Source organism: Streptomyces zhihengii, assembly GCF_016919245.1.
Classification (GTDB): Bacteria; Actinomycetota; Actinomycetes; order Streptomycetales; family Streptomycetaceae; genus Streptomyces; species Streptomyces zhihengii.
This window is the reverse complement of record NZ_JAFEJA010000001.1, coordinates 4,717,862-4,740,816: the sequence shown is the minus strand read 5'-3', so window position 1 is coordinate 4,740,816 and position 22,955 is coordinate 4,717,862. Positions and strand designations below refer to the sequence as shown.

The following is a 22,955-nucleotide window of genomic DNA, read 5'->3' as shown; positions in this document are numbered from 1 at the left end:
TCAGTCTGGCAGCACCGGCAGCAGCTCCGGGAGGTGTCCGTCGGACGCGGTCGCGGCGCGCTGCCGCTCCTCGGGCACCTCGCCGTAGAGGGTGGTGCGCGGGCGGGCGGGGCGTCCGGCGGCCTCGGCGATGGCGCGCAGGTCGCGGACGGAGCGGTAGGAGCCGTAACCGGACCCGGCCATGCGGGAGATGGTCTCCTCCATGAGGGTGCCGCCGACGTCGTTGGCGCCGGAGCGCAGCATCTGCGCCGCGCCGTCCGCGCCGAGCTTGACCCAGCTCGTCTGGATGTTGGTGATGTGCGGGTGCAGCAGCAGGCGCGCCATCGCGGTGACGGCCCGGTTGTCGCGTGCCGTGGGGCCGGGCCGGGCGATGCCGGCGAGGTAGACGGGCGCGTTGGTGTGGATGAACGGCAGGGTGACGAACTCCGTGAAGCCGCCGGTCTCCTGCTGGAGCCGGGCCAGGGTGCGCAGGTGGCCGAGCCAGTGCCGGGGCTGGTCGACGTGCCCGTACATCATGGTGGAGCTGGAGCGGATGCCCAGCTCGTGGGCGGTGCGCACGACGTCGATCCAGGTGGCCGCGGGCAGCTTGCCCTTGGTGAGGATCCAGCGGACCTCGTCGTCGAGGATCTCGGCGGCGGTGCCGGGGATCGAGTCGAGCCCGGCCTCCTTCGCGGCGGTCAGCCAGTCGCGGACGGACATCCCGGTGCGGGAGGCGCCGTTGACGATCTCCATCGGGGAGAAGGCGTGCACATGGATGCCGGGGACGCGTTCCTTCACGGCCCGGGCGATGTCGAAGTAGGCGGTGCCGGGCAGGTCGGGGTGGATGCCGCCCTGCATGCACACCTCGACGGCGCCGAGGTCCCACGCCTGGGCGGCGCGGTCGGCGACCTGGTCCAGGGAGAGGCTGTAGGCGTCGGCGTCGGTGCGCCGCTGGGCGAAGGCGCAGAAACGGCAGCCGGTGTAGCAGACGTTGGTGAAGTTGATGTTGCGCGTGACGATGTAGGTGACGTCGTCGCCCACCACGGAGCGGCGCAGGTCGTCGGCGACGCGGGCGAGCGCGTCGAGCGCCGGGCCGTCGGCGTGCAGCAGGGCGAGCGCCTCGGCGTCGGTGAGCCGGGTCGGGTCGTCGGCGGCGGTGGCGAGGGCCTGGCGGACGTCGGTGTCGATGCGCTGGGGGACCATGCCGGGCGCGGCGGCCTCCCGCAAGGCGTCCCAGTCGCCGTAGACGTGGTCGAAGTCGTCGCGCCGGTCGTGGGTGCGTCCGTCGGTGTCGATGGTGCGGTGCAGGTCGGTCCGGCCGGCCTCGGCGAAGCCGCCGTCGGGCTCCTGCCAGGGCAGCCCGACGGGCAGCGCGTCCGCGCGGGCCAGCCCGGTCGCGGGGTCGGCCAGCGCGGTGACGTGCGGGAGCAGCCGCGGGTCGAGCCACGGTTCGCCGCGCCGCACGAACTCGGGGTACACGCACAGGCGTTCCCGGAGGGTGAAGCCCTCCGCCGCGGAGCGGGCGGCCAGTTCGTCGATCTGCGGCCAGGGCCGTTCGGGGTTGACGTGGTCGGGGGTGAGCGGGGAGACGCCGCCCCAGTCGTCGATGCCGGCCCGCAGCAGCCGGGCGTACTCGCCGTCGACGAGGTTGGGGGGCGCCTGGAGGCAGGCGGCGGGGCCCATGATGTGGCGGGCGACGGCGACGGTGGCGACGAGTTCGTCGAGTTCGGCGTCGGGCATGCCGCGCATGGCCGTGTCCGGCTTGGCGCGGAAGTTCTGCAGGATCAGTTCCTGGATGCCGTGGTAGGCGCGGGAGACGCGGCGCAGCGCGAACAGCGATTCGGCGCGCTCCTCGTACGTCTCGCCGATGCCGATGAGCAGGCCGCTGGTGAAGGGGACGTTGGAGCGTCCGGCGTCCTCCAGGACGCGCAGCCGTACGGCGGGCTCCTTGTCGGGTGAGCCGTGGTGGGGGCCGCCGGGCTCGGACCACAGCCGGGTGGCGGTGGTCTCCAGCATCATGCCCATGGACGGGGCGACGGGCTTCAGGCGCTGGAAGTCGGTCCACGACATGACGCCCGGGTTGAGGTGGGGCAGCAGCCCCGTCTCCTCCAGGATGCGGACCGACATGGCGCGCACATAGGCGAGGGTGTCGTCGTAGCCGTGGGCGTCGAGCCATTCGCGGGCCTCGGGCCAGCGGTCCTCGGGCTTGTCGCCGAGGGTGATGAGCGCTTCCTTGCAGCCGAGTTCGGCGCCGCGCCGGGCGATGTCCAGCACCTCGTCCGGGGACATGTACATCCCGTGCCCCGCGCGGCGCAGCTTGCCCGGCACCGTGACGAAGGTGCAGTAGTGGCACTTGTCGCGGCAGAGCCGGGTCAGCGGGATGAAGACGCTCTTGGAGTACGTGATGACCCCGGCGCGCCCGGCGGCCTCCAGGCCCGCGTCCCGGACCCGCCCGGCGGAGGCCGTGAGGTCCTCCAGGTCGGCGCCGCGCGCCTGGAGCAGCACGGCGGCCTCGGCGACATCGAGGGCGACGCCGTCCCGCGCCCGCCGCAGCGCCCTTCGCATGGCGTTCGCGGTGGGCCGGTCCGTCGCCGCCGGGGTGTGTCCGCGCTGGTGATCGGTCATGCGTCGAGCATACGAGCGCGGTGCCGCGGCGTTCGCGGGAGCCGGTGTGACGTTGGCCCGTTGTGGGCGCTCCCGGACGACCGGGGCGCGCTCCGGGGCGCGCCCTCGGCCACAGGTGCGGACCGGGGCGCGCCCTCGGCCACAGGTGCGGACCGGGGCACGCCCTCGGTCAGGGGTGCGGCCCGGGCCACAGGTACTGGGCCCGGGTCAGGGGCACTCGGCCCCGGTCACAGGTACTGGGCGTAGTCGTCCAGGACGCGCAGGATCTCCGCTTCGGTGCCCGGCGGGAGTTGGAGCACCACCTCCGTGACGCCCTGCTCCGCGAAGTGGGCGAGCTTGCCCGGCGAGGGGCGCACGGCGTAGGGGACGACCTGGAGGGTCGCCGGGTCGCGTCCCGCGTCGGCCCAGGCCCGCCGGAGCACGGGCAGCGAGGTGCCGAGGCCGCCTCCGCCGATCGGCAGCCAGCCGTCGGCGTACTCGGTGACGTGGGCGAAGAGCCCGGGGCCCGCACCGCCGCCGACCAGGACGCGGGGGCTGCCGCCGCCCGGCTTCGGGTGGGCGAAGGAGGCGCTGACACGGGCGTGTTCGCCCTCGTACGGGGTGGGTTCCGGGGCCCAGAGCGCGCGCATCAGGCGCATCCGGTCGAGCACCAGCTCCCGGCGGGTGGACCACTCGACGCCGTGGTCGGCGGCCTCCTCCACGTTCCAGCCGAAGCCGACGCCGAGGGTGAACCGGCCGCCGGAGACGTGGTCGAGGGTGGCGATCTGCTTGGCCAGCACGATCGGGTCGTGCTGGGCGACGAGCGTGATGCCGGTGCCGAGCGCGAGGGTCTCGGTGACGGCGGCGGCCTGGGCGAGGGCGACGAAGGGGTCCAGGGTGCGGGTGTACTCGGCGGGCAGGTCGCCGCCGGCCGCGTAGGGGGTCCGGCGGTCGGCCGGGATGTGGGTGTGCTCGGGGAGCCAGAGCCCGGCGAAGCCGCGCTGTTCGAGCGCGCGGGCGAGGCGGACGGGGGTGACGGTCTCGTCGGTGAGGAAGATCGTGGTCGCGATCCGCATGGGGACAACGGTAGGGCAGCCCTCGCACGGGGCGCAGCGCGTCGCCGGTCACGAGCGTGTCATCCGGCGACTTCCCGCCCTTGTCACGCCGTTCACCGCCCGGTACGAGGGTGCGACCGGCGCTCTCGTGCCCGTCACCGGCGGACTCGGGGCGCGCGGGAGCGCCCCTCGTGTCCGTCACCGGCCGGCGCGGGGAGCGCGAGCGCATCCTCCTGTCCGTCTCGACACCTCGGGAGCCCGACGGCATGTGCACCGACGCAGAACACGCACCCGGCAGACGCGCGCTCATCGTGACGGGGGCGGTGGCCGCCCTCACCCTGGGCACCGTGCGCTTCGCGAACGCGGCACCGCGCGAAGACGCCCGGAGCACCGAGACCGTGCGCGGGACCCTGGATCCCGGCGCGGCCGACTTCGTGTACCTCCCGGTGGAGATCCCCCGCGGGGTGAAGGAGATCCATGTCGCCTACGCCTACGAGCGGCCCGCGCAGCCGCCGGGGACCACGGGCAACGCGCTGGACATCGGCATCTTCGACCAGCGGGGCACCGCCCTCGGCGGGGAGGGTTTCCGCGGCTGGTCGGGCGGTGCGCGCAGCGAGTTCTTCCTGCGCTCCGACGACGCGACCCCGGGGTATCTGCCCGGGGCGCTGGAGCCGGGCGTCTGGTACATCGCGCTGGCGCCCTACACGGTGGCGCCCGGCGGTCTGGCGTACGAGGTCCGGATCACCCTCACCTACGGCGCCGGGGCCCCGCCGCGCACCCCGGTGTACCCGCCGGAGCGGGCCAGGGGGCGCGGGCGGGACTGGTACCGGGGCGACTGCCATCTGCACTCCTGGTACTCCGACGGACGGCGCACCCCCGCCGAGATCGCCGCGCTGGCCAGGGCCGCGGGGCTGGACTTCGTCAACTCCGCGGAGCACAACACCCACGCGGCGCACGCCCACTGGGCCGACGCGGCCGGGGACGACCTGCTCGTGCTGCTCGGCGAGGAGGTCACGACCCGCAACGGGCACGTCCTCGCGGTCGGCACCGACCCGGGGACGTTCGTCGACTGGCGCTACCGGGCCCGGGACAACCGCTTCGGCCGTTTCGCGCGGCGGATCCGGCAGGCCGGCGGGCTCGTGGTGCCCGCCCATCCGCACGCCACCTGCATCGGCTGCAACTGGAAGTTCGGCTTCGGCGAGGCCGACGCGGTCGAGGTGTGGAACGGCCCCTACACGCCCGACGACGAGGTCTCGCTGGCCGACTGGGACGGCTCGCTCGCCGTCGCCGCGCGCGGCGGCGGCCGCTGGACCCCGGCGATCGGCGGCAGCGACGCCCATCGCGATCCCGACCCGGTCGGCGCCCCGCAGACCGTGGTGCTCGCCGACGACCTGAGCCGCCGAGCGGTCCTGGACGGCATCCGGGCGGGCCGGTGCTACATCGCGGAGAGCAAGGACGTCACCGTGGCGCTCACGGCCGCGGACGGGCGGGGGCGGCAGGCCGGGATCGGCGGCCGGCTGCGGGTGGCCGACGACGCGCCGGTGACGGTCCGGGTGGAGGTGGCGGGCGTCCCCGGCTGCACGGTGCGGGTGGTGACCGACCAGGGCGTGCTGCACACGGAGACGGTCCCCGCCTCGGGGACGGGGACCGTGCGGTGGCGCACGACGCCGCGGAACGCGGCCTACGTCCGCGCGGAGGTCCGGCACGCCCCGTCGGTGCCGGGGCTGCCCGGGGCCCCGGCCGCCCTGACCAACCCGGTCTTCCTGGGCGGCTGAACGGGCCGGACGACAGCGGCCTCCGGGCCCCGGACGGCGGCTCCCGACCGGCAACCGGCGTGACGGCTCCCGGGCGCCCCGGGACGCCGACCGGCCTGGCTGCTCCCGGGCGGCAGCCGCCTGGCTGCTCCCGGGCGCCGCCGGACGGAGACGACCCGACGACGCCCGGGCGCCCCCGGACGACGCCGGCCGGACAGCGGCCGGTCGGCTGCCGTCCCCGGGACGGCGGCCGACCGGAGACCCCGGACCACGGCCGCCCCGGCCCCCGCCGGACCGTCTCCCGGCGGAGACGACCACCCGGCCCCCGCCCCGGGCGGTCTCAGTCGGCGACGACCAGCGCGGGGGTCTCCTTGGTCAGCACCTCGCCGCGGAAGAACGCCGGGCTGCGGCGCTGCATCGCGACCATCAGGACCACGCCGAGCAGCAGCAGTCCGACGCCGATCACGAAGACCGAGCCGACGCCGAGGACGGAGGATCCCGAGCCGTAGGCCGGGTCCCACATGTCGTAGAGGGTCTTGCCGAAGACGGCGGCCAGCAGCGCACCGCCGAGCACCGGGAAGACGCCCTTGAAGACGAGGTCGCGGGCGGAGCGGCGCAGGTCGCCGCGGAAGTACCAGGCGCAGGCGAAGGCCGTGAGCGCGTAGTAGAAGCAGATCATCAGCCCGAGCGCGTAGATCGTGTCGACCAGGACGTGCTCGCTGACCAGGGTCATGACGGTGTAGAACGCGCCGGTGGCGACGCCCGCGACGACGGTCGCCCGGCCGGGGGTCCGGAAGCGCTCGTGGACCCGGGCGTAGGACGGCGGCAGGGCCTCGTAGGCGGACATGGCGAGGACGGTGCGGGCGACCGGGATGAAGGTGGTCTGGAGGCTGGCGGCGGCGGAGGCGAGCACCGCGACGAAGAGGAGGATGCCGAGCCCGGGGCCCATCACGGGCCCGGCGAGTGCGGCGAAGACGTTGTCGGAGGTCTCGGGGTTGGCGAGGCCGAGGCCGGCGTCGCCGGAGCCGACGGCCATCTGCGCGGCGACGCCGGTGGCGAGGTAGGAGCCGACCAGCACCACCATGGCGATCATCGCGGCGCGGCCGGGGGTCCTGGCGCTGCCGACGGTCTCCTCGTTGGCGGTCAGACAGGCGTCCCAGCCCCAGTACATGAAGATCGACAGGGACAGCCCCGCGGTGAAGGCGGCGAACGACTGGACGGCGAAGGGGTTCAGCCAGGACCAGGAGAAGGACAGGGACGTGGCGAAGGAGTCCGCCTTGGTGAAGGCCATGGCCACGAAGACGGCGAGCACGGCGAGCTGGAGGCCGACGAGGGCGTACTGCACGCCCTTGGTGGCGGTCATGCCGCGGTAGCTGATCGCGGTGGCGACGGCGATCAGGACGAGGCAGGTGCCGATGTGGACGGCCTTGTTCCCGTCGAGGGCGGCGATCGCGTCGCTGCCGGTGATCTCCCCGGCCAGCAGCCAGAAGTAGGAGGTGGCGACGCCGGCGAGGTTGGAGAGCACGATGATCGTCGCGATGACGAGGCCCCAGCCGCACATCCATCCGACGCGGGGGCCGAAGGCCTTCACCGTCCAGGTGAACGAGGTGCCGCAGTCGGGCATCACACGGTTGAGCTCACGGTAGGCGAAGGCGACCAGCAGCATCGGCAGGAAGCCGGCGAGGAAGACGGCCGGCATCTGCACCCCGACCTCGCCGGCCGTGGAGCCGAGGGTGGAGGTCAGGCAGTAGACGGGCGCGACGGTGGAGACGCCGATGACGGCACTGCCCATCAGTCCGACGGAGTTCCCGCCGAGGCCCTTCGTGCGTACGCCGGCGTCGGTGGCGCCCCCGCCGGGGACGCCCCTTACCGGGTCTCCGGCCTGGGGCCGTGCATCCAGCTGAGTCATGGGACAGGACGGTAAGTCCTGCGGTTTCCATATCCGGATGATCGCCATCCGGTTCCAACTCCTGTGATTCCAAGGTCAATGAGCGCTCGGCGCACACAAAGGAAAGGCCCCTACGAGGCAGCGGCACCGCATCGCGAGGCACGACCGGCAAGCGCCCCCGGTGCGGGAATCGCAGCCGTGCCCGGTATGCCCGTTTCCAAAATTTCCCGCGGCGTTTTCGCGGGCGTCCGGGCACCGCGGGCCCACGACCTCCCCACCCGGCACCCGGAAGGCCGGACCCCCACTATGCACCCCGTGTATACACCGTATGTATAGTCGGGGCGGACGCGCACGGCCGACCGGGCCGGCAGCACGCCGCGCCCCGTGCGCGTCCGCACCATCCACCCACGGAGGGGAACCCCGCCATGCCCGCACGCCCCGGGACCACCACGACCGTCACACCCCACAGGACGGGCAGGACCCGGTCCCGGGTTGCCTCGGCGCTCACGGCGGCCGCACTCGCGCTCGTCCTCGCCGGCTGCGGCTCGGACACCACCTCGCCCTCCGCGGCGCGCGCCGACGCGCCCGAAGGCGCGGCACTCGCCGCCGACCGGGGCGGCTCCGCGGGGAAGAACGCGGGCTCCGCCCGGCCCCCGGTGGACTGCGAGAAGGCCAAGTGCATCGCGCTCACCTTCGACGCGGGCCCGGGCCGGGACACCCCCGAACTCCTCGACATCCTCAAGGAGAAGGACGTCCACGCCACCTTCTTCCTGCTGGGCAAGAACCACGTCGTCAAGTACCCGGACGTGGTGCGCAGGCTGGCCGACGAGGGCCACGAGGTCGCCAACCACACCTGGACCCACCGCAGGCTCGACCGGCTCGACAAGGACGCGATACGCGACGAACTGGCCCGCACCCAGGACGCGATAGCGGAGATCACCGGGAAGAAGCCGACGCTGATGCGTCCTCCGCAGGGCCGCCGCACCGACGAGGTGATGGCCGTCAGCAAGGAGCTCGGCCTCTCCGCCGTGCTGTGGAGCGCCACCGCCAAGGACTACTCGACCACCGACTCGGCGCTGATCCGCAAGCGGATCCTGGACCAGGCGGACCGCGACGGCATCATCCTGCTCCACGACATCTACGACGGGACCGTGCCCGCCGTCCCCGGCATCATCGACGAGCTGAAGAAGCGCGGTTACACCTTCGTCACGGTCCCCGAGCTCCTCGCCCCCGGGAAGGCGGAGCCGGGAACGGTCTATCGCCCCTGATCACCCCGGCACCCCGGGCGGCCCGCGTGGTACCAGACCGTGACGCCCCCATGCTGACGGAGCCGCCCCGCACAGGGCAGACTGTCGAGGGCGATTCCGGCAGTACGGGCAGGGGGCAGCCAATGGGCCGTGACAGCGGGCCACGCGTACCGAACCAGCGCGTTCCGCATCAGCGTGAGGACGGCGCGGACAGCATCGACGCCGCGCTGCACTTCACCGTGCTCGGCCCCGTCCGGGTACGCCGCGGCGCCGAGACCCTGCCGCCCGGCTCACCCCAGCAACGGGCCCTGCTCGCGGCGCTGCTGCTGCGCGAGGGACGTACCGCGACGGCCTCCGAACTGATCGACGCCATCTGGGGCGAGGACCCGCCGTCCCAGGCCCTCGCGGCCGTCCGCACCTACGCATCCCGGCTGCGCAAGGCGCTCGAAGGGGACGCCCTCGTCAGCGATTCGGGCGGCTACGCGCTGCGCGTCGGGCGGGACGCGCTCGACCTGGCCGTCGCCCAGGAACTGGCGGACGAGGCGAGCAAGGCCCATGCGGCCGGCGACCGGAACCAGGCCCGCACCCTGATCAACAAGGTGCTCGGCCTGTGGGACGGCGAACCGCTGGCCAACGTGCCGGGCCCGTACGCGGAGAACCAGCGCGCCCGGCTCGTCGAGTGGGGTCTGACCCTGCTGGAGACCCGGCTCGATCTCGACCTGGAGGTCGGCCGCCACGCGGAGGCCGTCTCCGAGCTGACCGCCCTCACCGCCACCCACCCGCTGCGCGAACGCCTGCGCGAGCTGCTGATGCTGGCGCTCTACCGGTGCGGACGGCAGGCCGAGGCGCTCGCCGTCTACGCGGACACCCGGCGCCTGCTCGCCGACGAACTCGGCGTGGACCCCCGCCCCGAACTGGCCGGCCTCCAGCAGCGCATCCTGACCGCCGACGCCGAGCTCGCCCGCCCCGTCGAGGAGCCCGCGCCCGGCGTCCAGCTCACCCGGCCCGCCCAACTGCCTGCCACCGTACCCGACTTCACCGGCCGGGTCTCCTTCGTGCAGGAGCTCGGCGACCGTCTCGCCTCGGCCGAGGGCTCGGTGATGGCGGTGTCCGCGCTGGCCGGCATCGGCGGCGTCGGCAAGACGACCCTGGCCGTGCACGTCGCGCACCAGGCGCGCACCCATTTCCCGGACGGGCAGCTCTACATCGACCTCCAGGGGACGAGCAGCCGCTCGGCGGAGCCCGAGACGGTGCTGGGCGCCTTCCTGCGCGCCCTCGGCACCGCGGACTCGGCGATCCCCGACACCCTCGACGAACGCGCGGCGCTGTACCGCTCCGCGCTCGACGGCCGCCGCATCCTCGTCCTGCTGGACAACGCGCGGGACGCGGCCCAGATCCGTCCGCTGCTGCCCGGCACGGCCGGCTGCGCGGCGCTCGTCACCAGCCGGGTCCGCATGGTCGACCTGGCGGGCGCGCACCTGGTGGACCTGGACGTGATGTCGCCCGAGGAGGCGCTGCGGCTGTTCACCCGGATCGTGGGGGCCGAGCGGGTCGACTCGGAGCGGGAGGCGGCGCTCGACGTGGTCGCGGCGTGCGGCTTCCTGCCGCTGGCCATCCGGATCGCGGCCTCCCGGCTGGCGGCCCGCCGCACCTGGACGGTCTCGGTCCTGGCGGCCAAGCTCGCCGACGAGCGGCGCCGGCTGGACGAGCTCCAGGCGGGCGACCTCGCGGTGAAGGCCACCTTCGAACTCGGCTACGGGCAGCTCGAACCGGCCCAGGCGCGGGCGTTCCGGCTGCTGGGCCTCGCGGACGGCCCGGACATCTCGCTGGCCGCCTCCGCCGCGCTGCTGGACCTGCCGCCGCACGAGACGGAGGACCTGCTGGAGGCGCTGGTCGACACCTCGCTGCTGGAGTCGGCGGCGCCGGGCCGGTACCGCTTCCACGATCTCGTGCGCCTCTACGCGCGTGCATGCGCGGAGCGCGACGAGCAGCCGCCGTCGGAGCGCGAGGCGGCGCTGTCCCGGCTGCTCGACTTCTACCTGGCCTCGGCCTCCCGGGTCTACGCGATCGAGCGCCCCGGCGACCGGCTGGTGGACCACCTGGAGCCGGCCGGGGACGCGGGCCTGACCTTCTCGGACCGCCACCAGGCGCAGGACTGGCTGTACGCGGAGGCCGATCCGCTGCTGGCCTGCGTGCGCCAGTCCTCCCGGCCGAGCATGCTGCGCCGGGCCGTCGACCTGCTGTGGGCGGCCCTGGACCTCGGCGAGTCCGGCGCCAACCCGAAGCAGTACGAGGCGGTCGCCGCCGCCGTGCTGGACGCGGCGCGCGCCGCGCGCGACACCTGGGCCGAGGGCCGCGCCCTGGTGACCCTGAGCAACGCCCATCTGGTCGCGGGGCGGTTCGACGAGGCGGACGCCGAGGCGGCGCAGGCGCTGCGGCTGTCCGGCCTCAACGACGATCCGCTGACCGGCTGCTGGGCCTCCAACCACCGGGGTGTCATCGCCGTCTACCAGAACCGCCAGGAGGACGGCGAGCGCCATCTGGAGCGGGCGATCGCGGACTTCCGGGCGGGCGAGAACCAGCCCGGCGAGGCCTCGGCCCTGTGCAACCTCTCGCGGATCCACCTGGCGATGGGCCGCACCGCCAGCGCGGTGGCCCTCGCCCGCAAGGGGCTCGACATCTACGACGCCATGGGCCACGCGCTGCGCGGGGCCAACGCCCGGTACGCGCTCGGCATGGCGCTCACCCGCAGCGGCCAGATCGCGGAGGCGACGGCGCGCCTCCAGGAGGCCCTGGAGGTCTTCCACGACAGCAGGCAGCGGCTGTGGGAGGGCATGACGCTCTACCGGATGGCCGAGGCCGACCTCGCGGGCCGCCGCACCGCCCAGGCCGCGTCCAACGCGGAGATGGCGCTGACCGTGCTGCGCGGCATAGGGGGCGAGTGGCGGCGCGGGAACGTCCTGACGGTCCTCGGCAAGGCCCTCGGCGCGCTGGGCCAGACCGGCCGCGCGGAGGTGTGCTGGCGGGAGGCGCTGGGGATCTACGAGGAGTTGGGCTCCCCGGAGTCGGCGGACGTCCGCGCGCTCCTGGCACCGGCGGCCGCCGCGTGACCGGCCGCACCGCCTGACCCGCCGCCGCGTAACCGGCCGCCGCGCGCGCCCCGTCCGCGCGGTGCGGCCGGCCGCCGCGCGGGCGCCCGGCTCCCGCCCGGGCGCCGTTCATCGTTCGTTTATCCCCGGCAGGCACTCTCTACGTGTCGAACCGTCGCGTCGGGGGGCAGACGGCCGGCACGGCGGCGGCACCGACTAGGGTGAGCCGCCCTGAGGGCCCGTCCGGAAGCCATCGGGGGAGCGGCCGGACGGGCCGACAGCACGACGGAACCACCAACGGGAGGGCAGTTCAATGGCTGACGCTCAGAAGAAGGACCCGGTACTGAAGCCGCAGGACACCCACGCCACGGGCGCGGAGGACGCGGTGACGACCCAGGACACCCACGCCACGGGCGGCGACATCCGCACCCTGGACACCCACGCGACCGGCGAGGACATCCGCACGCTCGACACCCACGCGACGGGCGGCGGGATCGGCACGCTGGACACCCACGCCACGTCCGAGCCCCTGAAGCCGAAGAGGCCCTGACCCGAGCCACTCGACGGGGAACGGCCGCGGCGGCGCGGAGGGGGAGCCGCCGCGGCCGCGTCGTTCCCCCGGCCCGCGCCCGCGCCGTTTCTCCGTTCAGCGCCCGGCCGCCCGCGCCGGAGCCGCCCCTCCTTTCGGCCGCGCGGCGGCGGTATCGCGCCCCGGCGGCCGGTAGCCGCCCTTCATTTCATCGACAATTGGTCACCAGTCAGACACATACAAGGGGATCTCGCGCAGTTTCGAACGCAACTGCGTCTCTACGGTGTCTACTTGGCGGGTCCGAGCCCAACAGGGCTCATCTGAACCCGCCTTCTCCCGAGGTCCTCATCCATGATCGAGATACCCGAGCTGGCCGTCGGCGGTCTGGCCGCCGGGACACTGTCGGCGTTCGTCCTCGGCGGCGGCCTGCTGCGCGCCCGGCGTGAACGCGACCGCCACCAGGACGAGATACGGTCGCTGCGCTCCGAACTCGACGCCACCCGGGGCGATCTCGACCGCGCGGCCGCGGCGTTCGCCGCCGAGATCGAGCACCTGGCGCTGAAGCGGCTGCCCGCCGAGGCGACCCGCAGCACCCATCCGCACGTCCGGGTGCCCGGTCCGCTCGGCCCCGCCGGCGCCGGCACGGACGCCGTGCTCGACGCCCTGCGCCAGGCCGTCGCCCAGGAGCGCAAGCGGGTCGACGCCGCCGCGAGAGCCGGGATGCGCGGCACCACCCGGGAGATCCAGGCGGCCCTCTACCGGCTCCAGGACGTGCTGCGCGGACTCCAGCAGCGCTACGACGACCCCGAGCTGGCCCAGACCCTCTACGCGCTCGACCACGAGAACGAGCAGTCCCTGCGCCGCGCGCAGGTGGCGGCCGTCGTCTGCGGCGCCTGGGTCGGGCTGGCGCGCGAGGAGTCGCACCTCGTCGACGCCGTCACCGGCGGCCAGGCCCGTCTGGTGGGCTACCACCGGGTCCAGGTGCTGCACCACCTGGAGCCGGGCACCGGGCTCGTCTCGCACGCCGTCGAGCCCGTCGCGATCATCGTCGCGGAGCTCCTGGACAACGCGCTGCGCCACTCCTCGCCGGACACCTCGGTCGTCGTCGGCCTCGAACGCGCCCACCACGGCGTCACCGTGACCATCGACGACGCGGGCGTGGGCATGGCCCCCGACGAGCGGGAGACCGCGCAGCGGATGGTGGCGGGCAGCGAGCCGATCCTCCTCTCCGAACTCGGCGACCCGCCGCGCATGGGGCTGGCCGCGATCGGGCAGCTCACCCGGCAGTTCGACCTCTCCGTGGACCTCTCCGGCCCCTCCCCCTACGGCGGGGTGCGGGCGGTGCTGCTGATCAAGAACCACCTGCTGTGCTCCATCGACCCGGTGCTCGTGCCGCCGTCCGCCGGCGCCGCCCCCTCGACCAGGCAGCCCGCCGGGCACGAGGCGCGGCCCGACCGGGAGCGGCCGGACGAGGGGCTGCGGCAGCACCCCGCGGTGTCCCAGGGGCCCGCGGCCGCGCCGGCCCCCGCGGCGGCGCCCGGTGTCCCGCCCGCCGACGGCGACCTGCTCCCGCAGCGCCGCCGCCACAGCCCGCTCCAGGGTGCGCAGGCGGTCCGCCGCGCGCCGGCGCCGCGTATCCCCGCCCGCTCGCCCGAGGAGTCCGCCGCGGCCCTCGGGGCCCTGCAGTCCGCCACCAACGCGGCCCGCCAGGCCGCCGCCACCGAAGGGAACGACCCCCGATGAACAGCCGCGAGACCGGTGACTCGGCCTGGGTGCTCGATCCGATCCTGGAGATCCCGCACGTGCGGGCCGCCGTACTGCTCACCAGGGACGGGCTCGTGAGCGGGTTCACCGCGGCGCTCGCCCAGGACTCCGCCGAGCGGGTGGCCGCCATCACCTCCACCGTCCAGGGCGCCTGCCGCACGGCCGCCGCCGCGTTCGCGGACGCGCCCGTCGCCCAGCTCCGCCAGGTCGTGATCGAGTCCGACCTCGGCTACATCCTGGTCGCCCCCACGGAGCACGGCACGTGCGTCGCCGCCTTCGGCGACCCCGAGGTGCGCCTGGACCTGCTCGGCCACCGCGTCCACTCGCAGGTCGCGCGGCTGGGCGAGAAGGTCATGGCCGCCGCGCCCCGGGCGGCCGACGGCGGCACCCTCGCATGACCGGCCGCCGGAACGGCCGGCCGCTGGTCCCGGCCTACCTCTCCACCGGAGGGGTGGCCCGGCCCAGCCGCAACAGTCTGGAGCGCCTGTCCGTGCTGTCCGGCACGGGCGGGCCCGCTCCCGCGGGTCTGCCCGCGGCCCAGCACGCCCTGCTGAACCTGCTGGACGGCGGTTCGCTGACGCTCATGGAGTGCGCCGCCCTGCTCCGGCTGCCGGTCTCGGCCGTCCGCGTCCTCGCCGCCGCCCTGACCGACCAGGGGCTGGTGGGCGCCCGCCCGCCCGTCCCCGTCGCCGCCCTGCCCGACCGTGACCTGCTGGAGAGAGTGGCCGATGGCCTCCGCGCCCTCAAGCTATGACCGGACGGCCGCCACCCCGGCCGACGCCGCGTCGCTGCACCTGCCCGACACCGCCCGCGAACTGGTGAAGATCCTGGTGACCGGCCCGTTCGGGGTCGGCAAGACCACCCTGATCGACGCGGTGTCCGAGATCCGCCCCCTGCACACCGAGGAGCACCTGACCGAGGCGTCCTCCTCCGTCGACGACCTCGCGGGGGTGCGCGACAAGACGACCACCACCGTGGCCATCGACTTCGGCCGCGTCTCGCTCGGCGACTCCGTGGTGCTGTACCTGTTCGGCACCCCGGGGCAGGAGCGGTTCCGCCCGCTGTGGGACGACATCGCGTACGGGGCGCTCGGCGCGCTCGTGCTCGTCGACACCCGCCGCATCGCCGAGTCGTTCGACGTCCTCGGGCTCGTCGAGGAGTCGGGGGTGCCGTTCGCCGTCGCGCTCAACATGTTCCCCGACTCGCCCCGTTACACCGACGAGCAGGTGCGCCGCTCCCTCGATCTGGCGCCGGACACCCCGCTGGTCGCCGTGGACGCCCGGCACACCAACGCGTCCGTCGACGCGCTCCTCGCCCTCGTCCAGCACGTCATCGACCGCATGGCCACGGAGGAACGGTGAACGCCTACCCCGCCCACTCCGACGCCTTCACCCTCGCCGCCCCGGTCCGGCTGTGGGAGGAGGGCTTCGCCGCCGACCCGTACGCGTACTACGCGACCCTGCGCGCGCAGGGGCCGGTCGGCTGGGCCGAACTCGCGCCCGGCGTCTCGGCGTACATCGTCACCGACCGCCGGGCGGCGCTGGACCTGCTGCACGACACGGAGTCGTTCTCCGTGGACCCGCGGCCCTGGGAGAAGACCGTCGCCGCGGACGCGCCGATCCTCGGCATGATGCGCTGGCGGGCCAACGCGCTGTTCGCGGACGGCGACGCGCACATCCGCTACCGGCGCACCCTGCTGGACGCCTTCGACCTCGTGGAGCCGCACGACCTGCGCGAGCGGGTGCACCGGGCGGTGGACACCCTGGTATCCCGGTTCGGGCCGGACGGCGAGGCCGACCTGGTCACCCAGTTCGCCCGCCCGATGATGGCGATGGTCTTCAACAGCCTCTTCGGCCTGCCGGACAGCGAGTCGGGCCGGCTGGACGCGGCGCTCGGCCAGATGATGGAGGGCGGCGCCCGGGCCGCCGACGGCGAGGTCGAGTACGGCAAGTACGTGATGGAGCTCATCGGCGCCAAGATGGCCGAGCGCGGCGACGACCTGACGAGCCGGCTGCTGGACCATCCGCTGGAGCTGACCCCGGAGGAGGTCACCTGGCAGGTGTTCCTCACCCTCGGCGCCGGTCACGAGCCCTCCGCCAACCTGATCTCCAACGCGCTCTCGCGCATCCTCGGCAACTCCGCGTACTACTCCACCCTCACCTCGGGCGCCCGCCCGGTGATGGACGCGGTGCTGGAGGTGCTGCGCTACGAGACACCGCTCGCCAACTACGGGGCGCACTTCGCCCGCAGGTCGATGAGCTTCCACGGGATGTGGCTCCAGGCCGCCGTCCCGATCGTCATCTCCTTCGGCGCGATGGGGTACTTCGCGGAGAAGGACTTCGCCGAGGCGCACCACCCGCACGACGCCTCGCACATGTCCTGGGGCGCCGGTCCGCACTCCTGCCCGGTGAAGCAGCCCGCCGTGCTGATCGCCACCGAGGCCGTCGAACGCCTCACCCAGTGGCTGCCCGACCTCCACCCGGTGCTCCCCCGCGAACGCCTCTCCTGGCGGCCGGGCCCGTTCCACCGTTCGCTGAACGCTCTGCCCGTCCGTTTCACGCCGCGTACGCCCGACCGCACGCCGGCGCCCTCGTCCGACCAGGCAGGAGACCGCGCATGACCGTGTCCATCCGTGTGCCCATCGACCCGTTCGGGGCCGACATCATCGCCGAGAGCGCCCGGCTGCGCTCCCAGGGCGCGGTCGTCCCGGTCGAGCTGCCGGGCGGCATTCCGGCCTGGGCGCCGACCGGTTACGACACGCTCCGCAAGCTGATCCTGGACCCGCGGATCTCCAAGGACCCGCGGCAGCACTGGTCGCTGTTCGGGGCGATCGGGGACAACCCGGACTGGGCGTGGATCCTCGGCTGGGTCGGTGTGCGGAACATGCTCTCCAGCTACGGCGAGGACCACACCCGGCTGCGCCGGCTCGTCGCCCCGAGCTTCACCGCCCGGCGCACCGAGGCGATGCGGGCCCGGGTGGAGGCCATCACCGCGGAGCTGCTGGAGGGCGTGGACGAGGCCGGCGCCGGCGGCGGCCCGGTGGACGTGAAGGCGCTGCTGGCGTACGCGCTGCCGATGCGGATGATCTGCGAGCTGTTCGGCGTCCCGGACCATCTGACCGACGCGACCGGCCGGCTGATCGCGGCCGTCATGGACACCACCGACCCGAGCCCCGAGCACGGCGCCTTCGTGCAGGAGCAGATCGTCACGGTCCTCGGCGGGCTGATCGCCTACAAGGTCGAGAACCCGGGCGACGACATGACCAGCGAGCTGGTCAGGGTCCGCGACGGGGGCGGGGACCGGCTCAGCGACGAGGAGCTGCTCTACACGCTGCTGCTCGTCATCGGCGCCGGTTTCGAGACGACGGTCAACCTCATCGGCAACGCGATCGTCGCGCTGCTCCAGCACCCCGAGCAGCTCGCCGCGGTGCGCGCGGGCACGCTCTCCTGGGACCAGGTGGTGGACGAGGTGCTGCGGCTCCAGCCGTCGATCGCCTCGCTGCCGCTGCGGTTCGCCATCACGGACGTCACGGTGGACGGCGTCACCATCCCGGCGGGCGACGCGGTGCTCACCACCTACGCGGCCGCGGGCACCGACCCGACGCACTACGGGGAGACGGCGGAGGCGTTCGACGCGGCCCGTGCCGCGGACGACCACATGGCGTTCGGGGTGGGGGTGCACCGCTGCATCGGCGCGCCGCTGGCGCGGGTCGAGGCGATCACGGCCCTCTCCGAGTTCTTCGGCCGCTACCCGGACCTGGCCCTCGCGGCGAAGCCGGACGAGCTGCGGCAGGTGCCGTCGTTCATCGCGTACGGCTGGCAGGAGATACCGGTCCTGCTGCGGGGCTGACCGCCGGCGCGCCGCCCCGGACGTCCGGGGCGGCGCGGCGCGGGCCCGGCCCGGGGCCGGGCTCCGCGTCCGCCGGCGCCGCGTCAGAAGCGGCTGGCGCGGGTGACCTCGCACTTGGTGTACTCGGAGCCGTCGCCGGAACCGATGTACGGGGTGGTGAGTTCGGCGCTCGCGCTCGCGCCGCCGGCGACCGCGATACCGCTCTTCATCGCCGTCGCCGGGGTGGCCGTGCCGCCCGCGCCGCCGGTGAACTTCATGGTGACGCTGTAGTCGTAGTCCATCATGTCGCTGTTGTTCACGGTGATCCGGGCGACGAGGTTCTTGGTCGCCGGGTCGTACTTGCACTCGTCGATGGTCACGTCGCGGGCGGCCTTGTCGGCGCCGGAGCCGCCGGGCAGCGAACCGCCGGAGGAGCCGCCCGAGGTGCCGTCGCTGTCGTTGTGGCTGCCGCCCGAACTGCTGGAGCTGCTGCTGCTGTTGTTGTCGCAGCCGCCTCCGCCCGAACCACGGGCACCGGTCAGGGCCACCAGCGCGATACCGAAGACAGCGATCGCGCGGACATGACGAATCTTCACGTTTCAACCCCCGTTGAAAGTGGTAGGTACTAGGGCTCGATTGACGAGCGCACGTCACCCTAGCAGCGCCCGGTCACCACTCGTCCCGCTTGTTCGGCGCGGGCAGCGTCGGCGGCCCGTCGGGCCCGTAGCCATCGCCGTGGGCGCCCTCGTCACCACGACGCCCCTGGTCGCCGTACGGTTGCGCCTCGTCCGGTCGCGTCTCGCCGTACGGTCGCGCCTCGTCGTCGGGCCGCAGGTGGTAGGGGTTCTGCCGGTACGGCACGGGGCCGGTGGGATCGGGGCCGTAGGGCCCCCAGTCGTCCGCCTCCGCGGGCGGCGCCGGGTGCGGCTCGTACACCCGCTGCCGGGGCCGGCCGCTCATCACGGCGGCTCCGATCAGCATCAGCACCCCGCCGCCGGCGGCCATGGCGACGCCGTCGCCGAGCCCCCGGCCGTCGGTGCTCACCGTGAGACTGCCCGCGGCCTGGCCCTGGCGGACCATCCACAGCACGGTGAAGCCCAGCACGATCAGCCCCGCGAGGGCGACCAGCAGCCGCGAGCGCAGCACCACGCCGATCAGCGCGATCAGCGCGCCGAAGGCCAGCGGGAGCATCACCGACGCCGCGATGCCGGACCCGGCGCCGGTGATGCCGTCGAACAGGTCCTGGACGCGGTAGTCACGTCCGGGACGGCCGTCGTACCAGTCGCGGAAGGGGCTCCATACGGCGGCCGTCGCTCCTGTGAGGGCGAGGACGGAACCGATGACGTTGCGGACCATCGCCCGCCTCCTCGGTCGAGTCAGCCGGTGCCGGGCGGGACCCGCTCCCGGTGCCGAGCGCTCCCGGTCCCGACGCTACGCCCGCCCCGGGTACCCCGCCACGCGGGTGACATGCCCGCCCGGCCCGCCGGTCAGCGGGCCCCCCGGCCGGTCGCGGTGCCCTTGACCGCGTCGAGCGCGTAGACGCAGCGGTCCTTGCTGCACGCGTACACGACACCGTTGCGCACGACCGGTGACCCGGTGATCTCGCCGCCGGTGGCGAGCTTCCAGCGGAGCTGGCCGCCGCTCGCGTCGAGGGTGTAGAGCACATGGTCGGCGGACCCGAAGTGGACCCGGCCGTCGGCGACGACGGGCGCCCCCACGACCTCCCCGCCGGCCGCGAAGCGCCACATGGGCGTGCCGGTGACGGCGTCGAGGGTGTAGAGGGCGCTGCCGCTGCCCACGTGGACGTTGCCGCCCGCGACCAGCACCGGCTCGATCGACTGGCGCGACTCGGTGGCGATGCGCCAGCGGTCCTTGCCGGTGGTGGCGTCGACGGCGTACACGGTGCCGAGGTAGTCGGCGAGGTACACGCCGCCGCCGGTGACCGCCGGGCCCGGCGCGAAGGCGGGCGGCGACAGGAACACCGCGGGCGCCTCGAAGTGCCAGCGCACCCGGCCGGAGGCGATGTCGAAGGCGATGACCCGGGTGCCGGCCGAGACGTACGCATAGCCGTCGGGCGCCGGGGTGACCCGCACGGGCACGCTGCCGCAGGAGGCGGCGTCGCCGATCGGGTACGACCAGCGCTCGATCCCGGTCCTGGCCTCCAGGGCGCGCAGCCGGGCGTCCTTCCACACGTAGACGGTGTCCCCGAAGATCGCGGGGCCGGCCTCCGCCGTCTCGAAGTCGGTCTGCGCCCCGGTCAGCTCCCACATCTTCTCGCCGTTGGACGCCTCCCACGCCTGGACACCGCCGCCGCGGGTGCCGGTGAGCACCGTGCCGCGGTCGGCCTTCAGCGAGTACACCCAGGCGTCGGTGCCCAGCCGCCAGCGCTCGGTCCCGGTCAGGGCGTCCAGCGCGTAGAGCGTCGGCCCGTCGGAGCCGTGGATGCGGCCGTCGGCGACGGCCATGGACCAGGCGACGTCCCGGGTCTTGAACTGGCGCCGGCCGGTGCCGACGTCGAGCGCGTGGACCTCGAAGGAGGTGACGTACAGCAGGTCGCCCGCGACGGCCGGGGTGCCCCAGACGTCGTTGGACATCCGGAACCGCCAGGGCCGCCAGTGCCCGGGAGCGGGCTCCTGCTGCGGCACGGGCCCGGGGGCGGGAGCGGTGCCGGTGCCGGGGTCGGAGACGCTCACCCCGGCGGGCGGGCGGATCCAGCCGGTCGCCGGCCCGGCGTCGGGGACGCGACCGGTGCCGGCCACCCGGGGGCCGGGGCCGACCGCGACGCCGGCCGCGCCGGCGAGGCGGACCGGGCCGCCGTCCGGCACGGACGGCGGGGCGTGCGCGCCCCGGGGTCGCCGGTCGCCCACGAGGGGCGGCTGTCGGGGGCGGCGGCGGCGCGTGGCGCGGCGCGGGCGGGTGGGCCGCCGGGGGCGCGGAGCGTCCGCCGCCGCGGCGGGTCTCGATCATGGCCGTGGCCCGGTCGGGCAGCCAGGCGGACGCGGTGCCGCTGTCGTCGTGGCCGGACGAGAAGAGATGCGGGGCGAGCTGCGCCTGGAGGTCCGCGGGCGAGGGCCGCAGCCCGGCGTCCATCTGCATGCAGTGCTCGATCAGCGGCCGCAGCTCGTCGGGCAGGCCCTCCAGGTCCGGGCCCTCGCGCAGCAGCATGAAGACGGTCTCCACCGGGTTGGCGCCGTGGAACGGGGCGTGGCCGGTGGCCGCGAAGACCAGGGTGGAGCCGAGCGAGAAGATGTCGCTCGCCCCGGTGACGCTTCGGGAGTCGCGCGCCTGCTCGGGGGACATGTAGGCGGGGGTGCCGACGGCGACGTTGGTCATCGTCAGCCGGGTGTTGGAGACGCCGGACGCGATGCCGAAGTCGATCACCCGGGGGCCGTCCTCGACGACCAGCACGTTGGACGGCTTGAGGTCCCGGTGGACCAGGCCCGCCCCGTGGATCGACTGGAGCGCCTCGGCGATGCCGGCCGCCAGCCAGCGCACCGCCTGGGCGGGCATCGGCCCGCACTCGTTGACGATCTCCTCCAGCGACGGCGCGGGGACGTAGGCGGTGGCGAGCCAGGGCACCGCCGCGCGCGGGTCCGCGTCGACGACGGCCGCCGTGTAGAAGCCGCTGACCGCCCGGGCCGCCTCGACCTCGCGCGTGAACCGGACGCGGAACAGCTGGTCCTCGGCGAGCTCCGTGCGCACCGTCTTGATCGCCACCCGGCGGCCGGACGCCGACCGTGCGAGATAGACCAGTCCCATGCCGCCGGCACCGAGCCTGCCCAGCACCTCGAACGGACCGATCCGTCTCGGGTCGTGCTGCGTCAGCTGCTCCATACTTGCGTGCCACCTCCCCGTACGGGCCCTCGTGTCATGGAGCCCGTCTCTTGCCGCCCCGTGCAGGGTCTCACCATCGAGCCCTCTGCGGTGAGCACCCTGATTCTTCCTGTCCGGGGCGGCTGTTGCGAACCCGGGGGCGGATCGGGGTGTCTCACCCCGTATCGGGCGTGGATGTGAGGTCACGCCCCCGGCGCGGGCTCCTCGCCGGAGCCGTTCCGGGGCCCGGTGTCCGGAGCGCGGACGGGCCCCGGGGAGTCGTGCGGCCAGGGCTTCTCGGGCTCCTCGCCGTCCTCGGCCCCCTCGGCTCCCTCACCGGGGGCGCGGGCGTCGTCCCGCGCCGTGCCGGGCCCGGCGGGTTCCGCGAGCACCGCGAACGCGGCGCCCTGGTCGTCGGTGAGTTCCGCGATGCGCCCGTAGGGGATGTCGTACGGGGCGGTGCGCACCCGCCCGCCGAGCTCCGCGGCCCTGCGGGCGGCGTCGTCGCAGTCCTCGACGCAGAAGTAGACGAGGAAGTGGCCGGGCATCTCGGCGGGCAGGGAGTCGTCGATGACGCTGCGCCCGCCGACGGCCGTGCTCTCGCCCGGCTCGGCACCCTCGGGCGACCACATGCGGAAGTCCTCGGACGCGATGCCGGGCAGATCGGTGCCCTGGAAGCCGAAGACCCCCTCGTAGAAGGCGTCGACCCGCTCCTTGTCCCGGGTGTAGACCTCGGTCCAGCAGTAGGAGCCCGGTTCGCCGTGCTTCTCGAAGCCGGCGCGCTCCCCGCCCTGCCAGAGCCCGAAGACCGCGCCCCCGGGGTCGGCGGCGACGGCGTAGGCGCCGGCCGGGCCGACGGAGAGCGGGGCGTTGATCACCTGGCCGCCGCTCTCGGTGATCCGCCGGGCGAGCGCCGGGGCGTCCGGGGTGGCGAGGTAGACGCTCCACACCGTGGGCATGCGGCCGTCGCTCTTGGGGGTGAGGGCGGCGACGAGCCGTCCGCCGCTGTAGGCGTCGGCGGAGCGGCCACGGGTCCGGCCGCCGGGGAGCCGGTCTCCGCCGCGGTCGGTGAACGTCCATCCGAAGAGCTCTCCGTAGAAGCGTTTGCCCGCTTCCACATCAGGGAGCGCCGCGTCCACCCAGCACGGCATTCCCTGTACGAATTCGGCCATGGACGTTCCGCCTTCCCTGTGGTGCCCGTCACACTCAAGCTAGCGGCGGTGCACGCCATGCGCGCGCAGTCGGCTCGCACACATGTCCAAAGGGGGAGCTTTTCGCCGGATTGGTCACCCCGGGCGAGGGCGCGTCGCGCTCCGTTGTCCACGAAAGTTGTCCACAGGCTGTTGATAACACTATCGCCGGGACCGGCGGCCACCCCATTTGCACTCGGCCGAATCGCGCGCAG

At 74.3% G+C, this 22,955-nt stretch carries 15 protein-coding genes and 2 pseudogenes; 10 read left to right on the top strand and 7 right to left on the bottom strand.

Annotated elements, in window-relative coordinates:
• Entirely contained in the window at positions 1-2,604 is a 2,604-nt protein-coding gene (locus JE024_RS19955) for a bifunctional FO biosynthesis protein CofGH (protein ID WP_205374883.1), read from the bottom strand.
• A gap of 227 nt (positions 2,605-2,831) precedes the next feature.
• Positions 2,832-3,659: an LLM class F420-dependent oxidoreductase gene (locus JE024_RS19950; RefSeq protein WP_205374882.1), complete on the bottom strand. Its 828-nt coding sequence runs from the start codon at positions 3,657-3,659 to the stop codon at positions 2,832-2,834.
• A 245-nt stretch (positions 3,660-3,904) separates the two neighbouring features.
• On the opposite strand from JE024_RS19950, the gene JE024_RS19945 reads away from it, so the two are divergent.
• Positions 3,905-5,413 carry a CehA/McbA family metallohydrolase gene (locus JE024_RS19945; protein WP_205376633.1) on the top strand — a complete coding sequence of 503 codons (1,509 nt, stop codon included), beginning with the start codon at positions 3,905-3,907 and terminating at the stop codon, positions 5,411-5,413.
• Between the two features lie 319 nt (positions 5,414-5,732).
• Here JE024_RS19945 and JE024_RS19940 read toward each other — a convergent pair whose 3' ends face one another.
• Entirely contained in the window at positions 5,733-7,301 is a 1,569-nt protein-coding gene (locus JE024_RS19940; RefSeq protein WP_205374881.1) for an APC family permease, read from the bottom strand.
• 404 nt (positions 7,302-7,705) lie between these two features.
• On the opposite strand from JE024_RS19940, the gene JE024_RS19935 reads away from it, so the two are divergent.
• The 9 genes from JE024_RS19935 to JE024_RS19895 all read left to right on the top strand — a co-directional run bounded on the left by JE024_RS19935 (position 7,706) and on the right by JE024_RS19895 (position 17,758).
• Positions 7,706-8,548 (top strand): polysaccharide deacetylase family protein, encoded by an 843-nt coding sequence (locus JE024_RS19935; RefSeq protein WP_205374880.1) that lies wholly within the window; start codon positions 7,706-7,708, stop codon positions 8,546-8,548.
• Positions 8,549-8,670: 122 nt separating this feature from the next.
• Positions 8,671-11,637, top strand: coding sequence for an SARP-family global regulator AfsR (gene afsR, locus JE024_RS19930; protein WP_205374879.1), 2,967 nt, complete (start codon positions 8,671-8,673; stop codon positions 11,635-11,637).
• Positions 11,638-11,929: 292 nt separating this feature from the next.
• A complete protein-coding gene (locus tag JE024_RS19925) occupies positions 11,930-12,166 on the top strand; it encodes a hypothetical protein (protein WP_205374878.1) in 237 nt (78 codons plus the stop codon).
• Between the two features lie 330 nt (positions 12,167-12,496).
• A complete protein-coding gene (locus tag JE024_RS19920; protein ID WP_205374877.1) occupies positions 12,497-13,888 on the top strand; it encodes an ATP-binding protein in 1,392 nt (463 codons plus the stop codon).
• The gene (locus tag JE024_RS19915) at positions 13,885-14,307 is read left to right on the top strand and encodes a roadblock/LC7 domain-containing protein (protein WP_205374876.1); all 423 of its coding nucleotides are present in this window, start codon (positions 13,885-13,887) and stop codon (positions 14,305-14,307) included. Before JE024_RS19920 ends, JE024_RS19915 begins: the two co-directional genes overlap by 4 nt.
• Positions 14,304-14,663, top strand: a complete 360-nt coding sequence (locus JE024_RS19910; RefSeq protein ID WP_205374875.1) for a DUF742 domain-containing protein — start codon at positions 14,304-14,306, stop codon at positions 14,661-14,663. Before JE024_RS19915 ends, JE024_RS19910 begins: the two co-directional genes overlap by 4 nt.
• Positions 14,638-15,270 (top strand): GTP-binding protein, encoded by a 633-nt coding sequence (locus JE024_RS19905; protein WP_205374874.1) that lies wholly within the window; start codon positions 14,638-14,640, stop codon positions 15,268-15,270. The genes JE024_RS19910 and JE024_RS19905 overlap by 26 nt, the downstream gene beginning before the upstream one ends.
• A complete protein-coding gene (locus JE024_RS19900) occupies positions 15,267-16,529 on the top strand; it encodes a cytochrome P450 family protein (protein WP_205374873.1) in 1,263 nt (420 codons plus the stop codon). Before JE024_RS19905 ends, JE024_RS19900 begins: the two co-directional genes overlap by 4 nt.
• Positions 16,526-17,758 carry a cytochrome P450 family protein gene (locus tag JE024_RS19895; protein WP_205374872.1) on the top strand — a complete coding sequence of 411 codons (1,233 nt, stop codon included), beginning with the start codon at positions 16,526-16,528 and terminating at the stop codon, positions 17,756-17,758. The genes JE024_RS19900 and JE024_RS19895 overlap by 4 nt, the downstream gene beginning before the upstream one ends.
• An 83-nt stretch (positions 17,759-17,841) precedes the next feature.
• Here the strand turns inward: JE024_RS19895 and JE024_RS19890 are convergent, their stop codons facing one another.
• The 4 genes and pseudogenes from JE024_RS19890 to kbpA form a co-directional block, all read right to left on the bottom strand.
• The gene (locus JE024_RS19890) at positions 17,842-18,333 is read right to left on the bottom strand and encodes a hypothetical protein (RefSeq protein ID WP_205374871.1); all 492 of its coding nucleotides are present in this window, start codon (positions 18,331-18,333) and stop codon (positions 17,842-17,844) included.
• Positions 18,334-18,406: 73 nt separating this feature from the next.
• Positions 18,407-19,093 carry a hypothetical protein gene (locus JE024_RS41180; RefSeq protein WP_244882992.1) on the bottom strand — a complete coding sequence of 229 codons (687 nt, stop codon included), beginning with the start codon at positions 19,091-19,093 and terminating at the stop codon, positions 18,407-18,409.
• Between the two features lie 131 nt (positions 19,094-19,224).
• Positions 19,225-21,571 (bottom strand): annotated as a pseudogene (afsK, locus tag JE024_RS19880) (protein serine/threonine kinase AfsK).
• Between the two features lie 365 nt (positions 21,572-21,936).
• Positions 21,937-22,722, bottom strand: a pseudogene (gene kbpA, locus JE024_RS19875) (AfsK-binding protein KbpA); the annotation flags it as partial.
• Positions 22,723-22,955 lie beyond the last annotated feature (233 nt).